This is a genomic window from Qipengyuania rhodophyticola (genome assembly GCF_042493225.1).
In the GTDB taxonomy this organism is placed as follows: Bacteria; Pseudomonadota; Alphaproteobacteria; order Sphingomonadales; family Sphingomonadaceae; genus Erythrobacter.
In genome coordinates this window covers 1,568,765-1,582,489 of the sequence record NZ_CP170454.1, presented here as the reverse complement: position 1 = coordinate 1,582,489, position 13,725 = coordinate 1,568,765, and the positions used below count along the sequence as shown (strand labels likewise).

10 protein-coding genes are annotated in these 13,725 nt (G+C 58.2%); 7 read left to right on the top strand and 3 right to left on the bottom strand.

All coding sequences use genetic code 11. The features are described 5' to 3' along the window. Positions 1-29 precede the first annotated feature (29 nt). From ACFCXQ_RS07465 to ACFCXQ_RS07440, 6 genes are all read left to right on the top strand, one after another. On the top strand, positions 30-1,421 hold the full coding sequence (locus ACFCXQ_RS07465; protein WP_379549310.1) for a leucyl aminopeptidase family protein: 1,392 nt from the start codon (positions 30-32) through the stop codon (positions 1,419-1,421). 74 nt (positions 1,422-1,495) lie between these two features. Beyond that, on the top strand, positions 1,496-1,849 hold the full coding sequence (locus ACFCXQ_RS07460; protein WP_379549309.1) for a hypothetical protein: 354 nt from the start codon (positions 1,496-1,498) through the stop codon (positions 1,847-1,849). Continuing rightward, positions 1,846-2,778, top strand: coding sequence for an N-acetyl-gamma-glutamyl-phosphate reductase (gene argC, locus ACFCXQ_RS07455; RefSeq protein WP_379549307.1), 933 nt, complete (start codon positions 1,846-1,848; stop codon positions 2,776-2,778). The genes ACFCXQ_RS07460 and argC overlap by 4 nt, the downstream gene beginning before the upstream one ends. Before the next feature lie 234 nt (positions 2,779-3,012). Next, positions 3,013-3,351, top strand: a complete 339-nt coding sequence (locus tag ACFCXQ_RS07450; protein ID WP_379549305.1) for a P-II family nitrogen regulator — start codon at positions 3,013-3,015, stop codon at positions 3,349-3,351. A 77-nt stretch (positions 3,352-3,428) separates the two neighbouring features. Then, positions 3,429-4,838 (top strand): type I glutamate--ammonia ligase, encoded by a 1,410-nt coding sequence (glnA, locus tag ACFCXQ_RS07445; RefSeq protein WP_379549303.1) that lies wholly within the window; start codon positions 3,429-3,431, stop codon positions 4,836-4,838. 237 nt (positions 4,839-5,075) lie between these two features. Further along, complete coding sequence (locus tag ACFCXQ_RS07440) at positions 5,076-6,020, top strand: PilZ domain-containing protein (protein WP_379549301.1); 945 nt, start codon at positions 5,076-5,078, stop codon at positions 6,018-6,020. A gap of 13 nt (positions 6,021-6,033) precedes the next feature. Here ACFCXQ_RS07440 and ACFCXQ_RS07435 read toward each other — a convergent pair whose 3' ends face one another. Then, a complete protein-coding gene (locus ACFCXQ_RS07435) occupies positions 6,034-6,252 on the bottom strand; it encodes a hypothetical protein (RefSeq protein WP_379549299.1) in 219 nt (72 codons plus the stop codon). Positions 6,253-6,545: 293 nt separating this feature from the next. Between ACFCXQ_RS07435 and ACFCXQ_RS07430 the strand changes: the two genes are divergently transcribed. Next, positions 6,546-7,154, top strand: coding sequence for a lysozyme (locus ACFCXQ_RS07430; RefSeq protein ID WP_379549297.1), 609 nt, complete (start codon positions 6,546-6,548; stop codon positions 7,152-7,154). 123 nt (positions 7,155-7,277) lie between these two features. On the opposite strand, the gene ACFCXQ_RS07425 is transcribed toward ACFCXQ_RS07430, so the two are convergent. Both ACFCXQ_RS07425 and ACFCXQ_RS07420 read right to left on the bottom strand, forming a co-directional pair. Beyond that, positions 7,278-11,498, bottom strand: coding sequence for a translocation/assembly module TamB domain-containing protein (locus ACFCXQ_RS07425; protein ID WP_379549295.1), 4,221 nt, complete (start codon positions 11,496-11,498; stop codon positions 7,278-7,280). Next, complete coding sequence (locus ACFCXQ_RS07420) at positions 11,498-13,714, bottom strand: autotransporter assembly complex protein TamA (RefSeq protein WP_379549293.1); 2,217 nt, start codon at positions 13,712-13,714, stop codon at positions 11,498-11,500. The genes ACFCXQ_RS07425 and ACFCXQ_RS07420 overlap by 1 nt, the downstream gene beginning before the upstream one ends. Between the last annotated feature and the right edge of the window lie 11 nt (positions 13,715-13,725).

The window sequence follows — 13,725 nt, the reverse complement described above, 5'->3', positions numbered from 1 at the left end:
CGAACAGCGACAATTGGAACTTGTAAACTATGGCAGACCTGAACCCGCTTATCCAGCCAGACCGTGCTCAGGATGCGATAGATATCCACCTTGTTGATCGGGACGGCTTTACTGACTGGTCGAAAAAACTGTCTGCCGGACAGCGTGCAAGCTTGTCGGCGCAGGGGTTTGATGGCGGCGCGAACGCTACCGCTATAGTGCCCGATGGCGACAGTTGGTTTGCCGCTGGCGGAGTGAACGATCCAGCTTCGCTGACCAGCTGGTGCCTAGCAAAATTGGCCGAAACATTGCCTGCTGGCACTTATCGCCTCGCTTCTGGCAATGCAGGCTTGGCGATGCATGGCTGGCAGACGGCACAGTACAGTTTCACACGCTATGCGAAGCCAGATGCGCCCAAAGGGCCGCGCGTATTGCTCACCAAAGAAGCGGGCAAGATCGACGCGGCAATCGCAGAGGCTCAAGCCGTCGCTTTGGTGCGCGACATGATCAACACGCCGGGTGAAGACATGGGACCAGCCGCGATGGAGGCTGTGGCAGAGACCCTTGCAAAGACTCACAAGGCCGAACTCACCGTCATTCGCGGCGATACGCTGGAGCAGGAATATCCGATGATCCACGCAGTCGGCCGGGCCGCTGCGCGCAGTCATGCGTCGCGGTTGATCCATCTGACCTGGGGTAAAGAAAGCGATCCTGTCCTGGGCATCGTCGGCAAGGGTGTCGCCTTCGATAGCGGCGGGCTCGATATCAAATCCGCTATCGGCATGAAGCTGATGAAGAAGGATATGGGCGGCGCGGCGCATGCGCTGGCGCTGGGCGGGTTGATCATGGGTGCGGGCCTACCTGTGCGGCTTCACCTGTTAGTACCCGCGGTTGAGAACGCGATCGCGGGCAATGCTTTCCGCCCCGGCGACGTGCTGAGCACGCGCAAGGGCCTGAGCGTAGAAATCGGCAATACGGACGCCGAGGGGCGTTTGATCCTTGGGGATGCACTGACCCGGGTAAGCGAAGAGAACCCTGATCTGATTATAGATTTCGCCACACTGACGGGCGCAGCGCGCGTTGCACTTGGCCCGGATTATCCCGCTCTGATGGCGCGCCGTGACAGCACGGCAGAAGCATTGATCGAGGCCGGCAGGTCTTGCGATGATGAGCCATGGCGTTTGCCTTTGCCCGATGGCTATCGCGAGTGGCTGAGCTCCGACATAGCGGACCTGAATAACATCTCCGGCAATGCCTATGCGGGGGCAAGCGTCGCGGGCCTCTTCCTTGATCGCTTTGTTGGCGACGGCGTTGACTGGGCGCATTTTGACACCTTCGGATGGCGGCCTTTCGCAAAACCGGGCCGGCCAAAGGGCGGCGAGGCTTACGGATTGCGGGCAAGCTGGAACATGCTCAAAAAGCGCTATTCCGGCACACAATAAGGCGGTGTGCTTGCCGCGTAGGTGAGCCAGCGCTAGACCAGCGCCAGACCGAAAGTTAGGACGAAACAGCGCCAGTGAGCGATGCGGCAGATTATACACTTCCAACCGGCATTGTCGGTTTGACCGAGGCCGTGGCAAAGCCCGCCCCGGGGACCCTGCCCTTGCGCGGCGATCTGGCGCATATCGCGCTCGCGGACACCCACCTTGCGGCACATTATGTCATCCCGGTAGTCCGTGTCATCGGCTCTGTGTCCACAATGATGTTTTTGAGCGCCAGTGACGATGCAGAGATCATTACCGATTTGGAAGCTGGAACGGAGATTGAAGCGCTCGATTACGCTGGGGCATGGTGCTGGGCTTGCTTGGGGCCAGAGGGACCAAGCGGCTATGTGCCAATTGCGGCACTCGCACCTGAGACACACGCATGACATACCGCATTTTCATTGATGGCGCAGCGGGGACGACAGGCCTTGAAATCCTCGACCGGCTTGAGGGCCGCAGCGAGTTTGAGCTGATCCGGCTGGACAATGCGCAGCGCAAGAACGAAGCCGCGCGCCGCGATGCTCTGAATGCGGCAGATGTCGCGATCCTGTGCCTACCCGATGACGCCGCGCGCGATGCGGTGGCGATGATTGATCCCGATGGCGCAACGCGCGTAATCGACGCCTCCAGCGCGCACCGCGTGGCCGATGGCTGGGCTTATGGATTTCCGGAGATCATCGGACATGAGAAGGTCGCAAACGCGCGGTTTGTGAGCAATCCAGGCTGCTATCCGACAGGCTTTCTCGCGCTGGTCGCGCCGCTTGTGCGTGCAGGCCTTTTGCCAGCCGATTGGCCTTACACCGTCAATGCGGCGAGCGGCTATTCAGGCGGCGGTAAAGCCCTAATCGAGCGGTTTGAGAAGAACCCGGATCTGGCGTTTCGGGCTTATGGCCTCGAGGGCGATCACAAGCATCTACCAGAAATGCAGAAATATGCAGGGCTTGATCATCCGCCCGTATTCTCACCCTCCGTCATTCCGACCTATCGCGGGATGATGGTCGATGTGCCGCTGCCTCTGCATACTCTTGGCGGCAAAGACGCTGCGCTCAAAATGCTCGCCTGCCTAGATGAGGACTATGAAAACCATCCAATGGTTCAGGTCGATGCGCCCGCAGAAAATCCGACCGAGATCGTCATGCCTTGTAGAAAAGGTGGCTGGGACTGGCTCGATATCCACGTTTATGCGGACGATGACTTCACCCAGCTGCGACTGGTCGCCACTCTCGACAATCTTGGCAAAGGGGCCAGCGGCGCGGCAATTCAGAACCTCAACATCATGTGCGGCCTGCCTGAAACAACGGGACTTCGACTCTAAGTCGCCAACGTGCAGTGCCTAATTTTTAGGCATCTAGCGTCTGCCAATTGAGCAGCACCCTTTCCTCCCTGTCAAAGCCAACCTTGGGCCGCGCCAAGAAAGCCCCGCAATTGCGCGCTTTGACGAATCTGTTCGATTGGCTAATCCTCACATAAGTAGTTGGCACGATTCTTGGATCGCGCGGGAAGTAAATTACGAGCGGCAAACCGCTCGCCAGGAGAGATCGGCCAAAACGTGAAAAAAATCGAAGCCATCATCAAGCCTTTCAAGCTCGACGAAGTGAAAGAAGCGCTGCACGAAATCGGCGTCTCGGGCATCACCGTCACAGAAGCCAAGGGCTTTGGCCGGCAGAAGGGCCACACAGAGCTCTATCGCGGCGCCGAATATGTCGTCGATTTCCTGCCCAAAATTAAACTCGAAGTCGTGGTTGGCGATGAAATCGCTGAGCGCACGATTGAGGCTATTGCAGCAGCAGCCGAGACGGGGCGCATCGGTGACGGCAAGATTTTCGTATCGCCGATTGAGATGGCCCTGCGTATCCGCACCGGCGAAAAGAATGACGACGCGATCTGATCAAATTTAGTGCGAGCTGACCGGCTCGCAAATCCAATCAACCAACTCAAAATTCAGTCAAGAACGGAGACTAACCAATGGCAAGTGCAAGCGAAGTCCTCAAACAAATCAAGGACGAGCAAATCGAGTGGGTGGACCTGCGCTTCACCGATCCCAAGGGCAAGTGGCAGCACCTGACCATCGTTGCGGGCGTGCTCGGCGAAGACGAGCTGGAAGACGGCCTGATGTTCGACGGCTCCTCCATCGCGGGTTGGAAAGTCATCAACGAATCCGACATGATCCTCAAGCCTGACCTCGACCGCGTCTATGTCGACCCGTTTAGCGCTGAGCCAATGCTGATCCTGTTCTGCGATATCGTCGAACCATCAACTGGCGAGCTTTATGCCCGCGACCCACGCTCCACCGCAAAACGCGCCGAAGCCTTCGTGAAGAGCACCGGCGTTGGCGACACCATCTTTGTCGGTATGGAAGCTGAGTTCTTCATGTTCGACGATGTGCGCTTTGAAGATGGCTATGCCGGATCAGGCTACGCAATCGACGATGTTGAGCTGCCAACCAATTCCGGCAAGGAATTTGAGAGCGGCAATATGGGCCACCGTCCGCGCGCCAAGGGCGGCTACTTCCCAGTCGCACCAGTGGACAGCGCAGTCGACATTCGCGGCGAAATGGTCGCGACAATGATCGAAATGGGCCTACCCTGCGACAAGCATCACCACGAAGTGGCCGCGGCGCAGCATGAGCTGGGCGTGACCTTCGCAACGCTCGTTGAAACCGCTGATAACCTGCAAATCTATAAGTATGTCGTGCAGCAAGTGGCACATGCTTATGGCAAAACCGCGACCTTCATGCCTAAGCCGATTAAGGAAGATAACGGTTCTGGCATGCACACGCACATGTCAATCTGGGCCGATGGCAAGCCGACATTTGCGGGCAATGAATATGCCGGCCTTTCGGAAAACTGCCTTTATTACATCGGCGGTGTAATCAAGCACGCCAAGGCGCTGAACGCGTTCACCAACCCATCAACCAACAGCTATAAGCGTCTGGTCCCAGGCTTTGAAGCGCCGGTTCTGCTGGCCTACTCAGCACGTAACCGCTCGGCATCGTGCCGTATTCCTTACGGGGCAGGTGACAAGGCGAAGCGCGTTGAGTTCCGCTTCCCTGATGCAATGGCGAACCCATATCTCGCTTACTCAGCGCTGCTGATGGCGGGTCTCGACGGGATCACGAACAAGATCCATCCGGGTGAGGCGATGGACAAGAACCTCTATGATCTGCCGCCAGCGGAACTCGCTGATGTGCCGACCGTATGCGGGTCTTTGCGCGAAGCACTCGAAGCGCTGGAAGCAGACTACGAATTCCTGCTGAAAGGTGACGTCTTCACCAAAGACCAGATCGATGCATATTGCGAGCTTAAGTGGGAAGAGGTTGTCCGCCTCGAAACCACACCAAGCGCCGTCGAGTTCGACATGTATTATAGCTCGTAACTTACTCTAAATTAACCGTTTGCAGCCAAGTGCTGCGATCACCGAGTGGGGCGTCTGGAAAACCAGGCGCCCTTTTCGGTTTTTGGATCTTCTCTCCGTCATCTTAAGTCTTTGCCTAGAGTCGCCCGCTATCGAGCCTAAAATATCGCGTGACGCACGAGAACCAGCGCCCACTCTGGTTCGAAGAAGCCCAGAGGAAGGGGTAACCAATGCACGAAATATGCAAAGCCCTATCCAATGGGTCGGTACCCCTCGCTCGATCGGTTATTGGTCGAGAAAGAAAAGGCCGCGCCAGACAATCAGGAAAGTGGACTTGGCAGCGTTACTATTGCGCGCAAGGAAACGCGAAAGAGCCATCAGCGCCATGAGGATCGTTATTCGCTAAGAAGTGAAGTATTCGAAGCGAAGTGGCATGAGATCGCTGAAGCCGCAAAGGTCATCAACTTCTCGTCAAACGGCGTGCAGATTGAAACTGATCAGCCTGCGAAAATCGCTGAAATCATCAGCGTCAAATTTGACGATTGCGAGCCAGTCGACTGCGCAGTGCGCTGGATCCGCGGGGAGCGCCTAGGACTGGAATTTCTCGCCGAAACACAGATCCTCGCGGATGCTGGTGTGGTCGACTATGTAGTCGCCAATATTGAGCAAGTCCTCGATGCTTGCGGCGAGCTGGTTTCGGGCCGCGTCGGCCAAGAACGCCGCATTGCAAGCGAACGACACAGGTTGATCTGGCTTGCGGGACTGAGCAAAGACGATGAACAGCGTGCTGCCCGCTTGCGCAATATATCTGAAGCTGGCGCATTGCTTAGTTTTGACGATGAACTTGAGCTCGATCAGGGAGACGAAGCCAGCTTGAACTTTGAGGGCATTGCAAATGTCGCGGCTGACGTTGTCTGGCAACATAGCAACAAGCTAGGTCTGCGCTTCAGATCGAAGTTCGATATCGCACAGCTAATCCATCACCGCGCGACCGGTGTTGAGCTGCTGGTCGAAGAGCAGACAGAAAACCTTGACGCAGATGGCCGCGTCGGGCGAGCCATGCGCAACTACAGTACGCCTGACGCATTTCAATCTGCAGAAACAGCGGCAGCTCGCCTCACTCTGGATGAGGTCTACGCAACGCTCTATCCTGATGGCCGCCCGTCGCAGGGCACCACGCCTGAAGAGACTATGGAGCCCTAATCAGGCTTTGCGCTCAAGCGCTGACTGGATCGTCATCACCATCATCGTCATTGACGATCGCGAGTACGGCAATGGCTGCAACGCCTGCCAGAAAGGCCGCAGCAAAGATGCCCGCGCCACCGCCGCCAATTTCGCTTTCGTCGGCCGTTGGGGCGGCAGTGCGTATTGATTGAGCTGTCACTGGCGCAGCAGCAAGCGCAACGCCTGCCAGAGCAAGTCCAATTTTTCTCATGATAGTCTTCCCAAATATAAATACTTAGGCTTTTCAGGGCTCTAAATATGTCTGCGCCCCCAAATTTCTAATATAGCTCAAATGGAGATAAGCCAACTCGCGTTCAAGACAACACGGCATACTGTGTTGCAAACCAGCCGACTTGAAGAACTATCAAAAACTGCTGCCGATGCTTTTTGTAAGTGAGCGAATTCTGCTTCGCGTCGACGATCCAGCGACAAATCATTTTCCTACTCTCATTATTTCTGCCTAATTCCTCGGCCCTTTTGATCCACCACCGAGGAAGCAAATAAATGGCCCGCGCATCCCTATTCCAGACCATCCGCGAAATACTGGGCCGCGGCCTTAGTCAAAGCGAAACTGCCGCAATCGATGCAGAGCTGGATGCGATAGGTGTGGCCAAAGTAAATGCTCAGGCGGGCAAACCCTCCACCATCGGACCCGCTGGTATCGCATTGATCCAGCAGTTCGAGGGTCTTGCAAAACTGCGCGGTGACGGGCGGGTCGAGGCCTATCCCGACCCCGGGACAGGCGGCGCCCCTTGGACAATTGGTTGGGGTGCAACCGGACACGATATTGATGGGCGCGGGCGAATTGAACAAGGGACCGTCTGGTCGCGAGAACAGGCAGATGTGCGGCTTGTGCGTGACCTTAAACGTTATGCCGATGAAGTCGCGCGTGCCTTGGGCAATAGCCCCCGCAGCCAGTCACAATTCGACGCGATGGTCAGCTTTCACTATAATACCGGCGCCATCGGCAGGGCCACTCTAACCAAGAAACACAAGGCAGGCGACTATGTTGGCAGCGCCGCCGAGTTCGCCCGCTGGAACCGGGCTGGCGGACGTGTGCTGCGTGGGCTGAGCCGCCGCCGTGCAGCGGAAGCGGAACTGTATCGAAGTTGAAGGGACTTCGCTTGCGGTCCTAGCCGCCCACCCCCTCCAGCTTTCCACCCGGAGCATAACCGAGTAAATTCCGGGTGGAAAGCTGGAGGGAGTGGGCTGGCGAGGCTAAGTGCTGAAAATAGCTCAATAATTGCGCCGCGCCTCAATCACCGCACTGTTCCTGCCAATGGTTGACACTGCGCCCAGCAATGACAGCCAGCTGGTGATCCTGAACTCTGCCTCCGTCGCGCTATAACCGCGCCCATCCGTAATCAGCTCGACATAGAAACGGCGGCCAATATTCTTGCCCAGCGCCACGGAAGTGCCGCGATCAAGGGCTGGGTCGGCTCCCACCACCCGCAAGCGATCAAGCCCAATGGCGCTGCGGAGTCGGTTGATCGGGTCGAGCCCGCCACCTCCGCGTAAACTCGCCAAAGCAGAGCCCAATTGCAGCGCATCGGTTGCCGACAAATTTGTGATCGAACCACCGAACAGCAATTGCGCGAGGATCTCCTCTTCTGGCAAAGCAGGATCCGACGAAAAGCTAACCTCTGGCTGCAGCGCATTACCCGACACCCGCACTTCCACGTCGAACCCAGCCTGATCTGTCTCCGCGCGGATATCGAGACGCGGATCAATCGCTACTGACTCGTCAAAACGGATGCGACCGCGCGTCAGCTCAAATCGGGTGCCAGCGAAGGAATAGGAGCCGCGCACGACGTTGGCCTCGCCGCCAATACGCGGGTCCTCTGTGGTCCCGCGCAGAATTATGTCAGCGCCCCATTCGCTATCAAGGCCGAGGCCATCGACGTCGATCCGGCTCCTCCCCTTGGCATCGATCAGATAGCGCCAAGGCCTTCTGCCAAGCGTGCGAAGCGGGCGGTCATTCGGCGCGTTTACCTCACGCGTTGCGATGCGCGGCAGACTCACATCATCGGCTGCCGCGCCCAATTTCCAGCTCGCCCGGTTAATCTGCACGCGCCCTGCGATCGTGCCGCCCAGACCATTGGATACGATCCGCAAAGGGCCGGTAATCGTCGCCGACAACCCATTACCATCGAGCAATTTCGCGTTTTTGGCCGCTGCCCGCAGATCGAGCTGAGGCCCGCGAATTTCAACGAAACGTCCGGGCACCCGCTCGCCCAATTCTGCCAAGTCCACGGTACCACTACCGCTGATGGATCCGCCATTTGGCGTGACCCCGGCAAAGCGCGTGAGGCGCAGCCGCGAGCCATCAAATTGGCCGCGCGCACTTATCTCGCGGATATCAGTGCCCGACAAAGCGCTGCGCACGCGCAGATTGTCGCTATTTACCGTTCCGCGAACGCGCGGGTTCGCAACGCTACCACTCGCATCCGCAGCGATAGCGACCGGGCCAGTGAGGTCAAAGCTCTCGACGCCGGCCAGCCTCCAAAGACTCTCGGCAGCACCATCATATCGCAAGCGCCCAGCAAGTCGCCCGGTACGAAGGCGATCCCATAGCAGGCCATTTGTTGGCAAATTGTCGATCCTTGCGCTCAATGCCCCCCGCTCAATATCAGCATTGGCAAAGCGCGCCCGCAGTCCCAATCCGGCGCCATTAAGATCAGCAGTCAGCGCCAAATCCACGGGCCGCGACGACAAGACCAGCCCAGCCCGCGATAAGTCATCGACCTTCACCCTGACGCTACCAACAGGCTCGCTGCCCGGCGCATTGCGATAGGTGATCTGGCCAGAGATACTGCCGCCAAGGCCCAGCTCTGATACGGCAAGATCGACCAAGGAAAGCGGCATATCGCGCAGGTCAAGAGTGAGTGCAGTTTGCCCCTCGCCATACGCGCCACTAGCGATCATCGCGCCTCGGCCAAAGTTGATTTGCGAGCGCTGCAGACGCCAGCTGCCATCATCAAGCCGGCTAAGCACCGCGCGGCGCGGCATCGAAATCCGCCGTCCGGAGAACTCACCCTTCGCGGCAAACGCAACCCTATCCTCGTCAAAATCCGAAGTCAGATCGAGGCGGAAACTGCCCCCGCGCCTACCTGCAAGCGAGCCATTGACCTGACCTTTGCCATTGCGGACCTGCCCCTCGCCAGCGAACCGGCCAATGAAGAGCGTTCCGTAGGAGAGGCCCTGCCCGCTAGCTGTGCCGTTGAGCTCACTCAGCCCATCAGCCATAACTCCATCGACTGACACATCAGCCTGAGCGATACGAATGGGAGTGTCGCCGCCGAAATTAGCACCGCGTGCGGCAAGATTGAGCGCAAATCCTTGGCCGCTATCCTGGCCAATCTGACGCGGAGAAAGCGCGATAGCGCCACTTGCCCCGCCGCCATCAAACGCCAGCTCCCCGTCTAGTCCGCCGTCAAGCAAAGCAAGCTCGCCGCTAAACTCGGTATCAGTGACAATCAGCCGCTCAACATTGATCTGAGTGCCTCCCGCCGAGTTGGTAATTCCCAACAGCCCGTTGAAAGGCCCAAGCAATGAGCCTCCTTTGGCCTCCAGCTGGAGCCCCGCATCACTGGGCGCGAGCGCCAGCTCAACATTGCGCAACCCGGCCGCTGGCAGCGGGCGGGCGAGCACCAGGCGCGCCTCGGGACCTTCTTCGCTCAAGGACGCCTCAAGCGTGAATGGGCCATATTGCTGATGACTGCCGCCACCTGACAAAATCGTCTGTCCACCGCGAACTTGCCCGCCAAATTCGCCCGCCAAATTGGGCGCATCAACGCGCAAGCGGCTAAAGGCGATTGGCGCGCCAGTGCCCATCGCGACCGGTCCACGAACACGCACTACGCCGCCAGCGATTGTCTGGACAGCGCTATCGCTCGCGGGCGTCAAGCGTGCATCGATGACGCTGCGCAATGTCCAGTTTTGCCCTAGGCCGAGCGTAATCTGTGCTGTGCCGCTCACCTGTCCAACATTCTCGAAGGCAAGGCCTTGCGCCGATACGTCGCCGGAAAAACCATAGAGCCCGCGCGACAGGTCTGCGCGCATTGCTAACGCCGCATTCGCGGTTGGGAAGGTCAGCTGCAGATTGCTCGAGGTAAGGTCGCCGCCATTGAGACGCAGATCGCCGGTAAGGCGCCCCTGCTCCAGCTGATCATCGACCATATCAAGACCGCTTGCGATACGCGCCGCCTCAACATTGAGCGGGAGCCTCCAGCTATCCCCATCGTAAGACGCTGTGCCGTTTTGCTCGAGGGCAAAGAGCTGCATTGCCCCAACGTCAAGCTGGTCACTGGCAAAACGATGATCAACCTCAAGGTCATCAAACCCACCGTCAATCGTGGCATCAAGCCGAGCGTTGCGCAGCCTCAAAGCCTCGCCGAAGGCGTCAGGGGTACGCGATCGCATGCTAAGGGTGAAATCCTCCACGCTATTATCGGCCAAGCTCACCAAGCCCTGCCCGCGCGCAAACCCACCGCGCGTGACAAGCGTGTAGTCACCGTCAATCTGCCGCTCGGCGATGCGCGCCCGGGCTTTGAGAGAGACTGATTGCCCCAGAACCTCAGCAAGAGTGCCGCTCACCGTGCCTGCCGGGCTTGCTTGCCCCAATACCTCAAACAGACCGTCCTTATTGGCGAGCGTGAACGCCGCAAACCGCGCGCCATCGCGGCGGATCAGCAGCGCACCCGACCAATCGCTCCAGCGGCCATCACCGATGAGTTTCGCATCATAGCCCGCCTGTGCGCCGAGCATCTTGGCCACCGCGCCGCCAGCGGGGGCTTGATAATCGAGGCCCGCGTCAAACACATCGCCATCAGGTTCAGCATTCAGACTCAGTGCAAAGCGATCTTCTGCGCCCAATGTGCCAGAGCCATCCAGAACCAAGCGTTTGTCTTCGACCACGGCTTTGGCGGTGAGGTTAAGCTCTTCTGCGTCTGCCCCCGTAACGGCTGGGCTGAGCGTCAATCCGTCAATCACAAGACGCTCAATAGCGATATCAAAGCCCGGCAATATCGGGCCGTCATCCTCGCTTGCCAGGAATTCTGGCACACGTTCAACCCGCCCACGCCGCGCGACAAATTCGTCTATTTCGAGCCGATATGAAAGCCAGGCCGACGGATTCCAATCAATCTCAGCCTCGGGAATGGTCGCAAAAATACCCTCTGGATCGGACAAGGTCACGTCATGCAAAATCGCCTTACCATAAATATCACCTTCGATCCTGCCGATCTGGATATTGAGACCATTGGGCAAAGTGTTCGCGGCAATACGATCCGCAAGAAATCGCTCACCCAGCGAGGTGTTCAGCAAGGCCAATGCCGCGATAAACAGCAAGGCTAGCGCAGCAACGGCAATCAGCAGCCACTTGATCAAGCCGCTGTGTTTTCTGGGCGCGGCTTGGGCCTCCTCAACCTCGAGCTCAGTGTTTTCTTGCGCCGCCATTAAAAGGCCTGCCCCAGCGACAGATACACCGCGACCGGGCTATCCCCCGGGCCCGGATTGAGCGGAACGCCGACATCGACGCGCAAAGGGCCAAAGCCAGTTTCATACCGCAGCCCAAGGCCTGCGCCGACTTTGATCTCATCAAAATCAGGCGTGACAGATGGGCTAACTGAGCCTGCATCAAGGAAGGGAACAATCGATACGGCTCCATCAAGAAAGCCAGTTTTGATGCGCGCTTCCACCGCCGTTTCAACAAGGCTACGGCCGCCGCTGGGTTCGCCTGCCTCATCGCGCGGTCCGATTTCGCGGAAGCCATAGCCGCGCACCGATCCGCCGCCACCCGCATAGAGCCTGCGCGAGGGAGCAATTGACTCAAGATCGGCGCCTTTGATCGCACCAAGCGCGACCCGGCCTGCAATCACGATACGATCGTTCAGCTTGCGATAGCCGCTGCCATCAACCCTACCGCGCACATAGAAGCTCTCGCTGCCATCATTGCGCGAGACCTCAGGCGAGAGACGCACGCCCAACCGGAAACCTTCAGTTGGGTCGAGCAGATCGTCTGTGGTGTCCACCTGGGCATATCCGGGAACCGCCGCAATAAAGAATGTCTCACGCGGGGTTGTTTCATTCTCAACGTCAGGCGGCCTCTCGCCTGTTGCAATGAGCTCAAGACCAATCGACCAGCTTAGCGGCTTTTGAAACAAAAGCGTCGATTGCCGCTCATAAGTCGTAACAAGCGCGATCGTGCGCGCATCAAAAGCGGGACTGTCAATCGTGCTGGCATAAGCATCAACATTGAGGATCTTGTCGCGCCCGCCAAAGTTGTTCCGGCGGAAACTGATGCCCGCCAATTGCTCCTGCGTGCCCAGGATGCCGCGCAGCTTCAGCGCACCTTCGGGCGGGAAAAGATTGCGGTGCTCCCAGCTCGCCTGAACGCGCACGCCTTCTTCCGTACCGTACCCAATCGCACCTGCAATCGTGCGCAATTTGGCACGCTCAAGCCCCACATCGAGGTCGACAACACCCGGCGCATCAGCAGTTGGCGGAGTGACTTCGCGCGGGGTCACCGTGGCCGAAGAGACTAGCCCGGTGGCGATGACCGCGCGGCGCAAATCAAGCTCAAGGCTCCGCTTATAGCCATCACCGGGATCGAACCGGGCAATCGTGCCGATGTGGCGGCCCGAGAGAAAATCATCATCGCTGCTGGTGACCGACCCGAAGACATATTTCCCGCCTGGCCGGACAGGCATGGTCAAATCGCCTTCAAGACGCGCGTGATCAATCAGCAATTCAGGCGCATCAATTTCCGCAAAGGGATAGCCCCATTCGCCCAAGGCACGATCAAGCTCGCCCTGCTGGGAGCTGATCCAGTCACTCTGCAGAAAATCGCCGGTGGCTATCGCAAAAGATGCGCGCAGCGCCTCTGCATCGGGTGCGGCATCAAGTTCGCCGAGGTCTATCGTGCCAAAGCGATAGCGATCACCGGGGATGATATTGAAACGGACCTGCGGTGCAGTGTCCGTTTGCTGGCTGATCGCGCTTTCTGAATCGCCCAGCGCAAACAGATTTCCCCCGCCGATTGGATCTGCGTCAACGGTCCCGATCTGACGCACAATCTGCCCATCATAATAGCCATAGACACGCAGCAAATTGTTCAGCAGCTCTTCGTCAGAGCGAGCTCTTGCGGCGAGTTGCGCAATATTCTCATCGCCATTTTCCAACTGCTCGATCGTCGAGAGTGCAACAAAGCGATCAACAAAGTCCTTTCTGGCCGTGAACGGAGGTTCGGTCTGCGGAAAAGCCAGAATAAGCTCATCGGAGATCGCACGCACCTCAGCCTCGGCAAAGTTAGCCGCGGGGCCGGCCACTTCAAACTGCTTGAACGTGATAGTCTCGTCAGCCTCCAGCGGCTGGACCGGTGGCAGCGTAAATTCGCTGAGATTTATAGGGGCTTCAGCTGGGGGAAGCCGTTGCGCAGGCTCCCAAATGAAGGTCGAAGTTGTACCAGTCTCATCAGGCACGTTGGCGTTTTTGGGAAGTGCGCTTGCCTCACCATCATCCTCGACTTGCGGCTCCTCCTCATCATCCTCAACCGCGCCCTTCTGCGCCCATACTTCAGGGTCAGCGACAGCCTCGTCGGGAATCAGATCGCCGAGACTTTGAGGCGCATCTTGCGCAAACACGGGTGTCGGATGAAGAACAAGTGCCAGCACCGAAAGCGCAG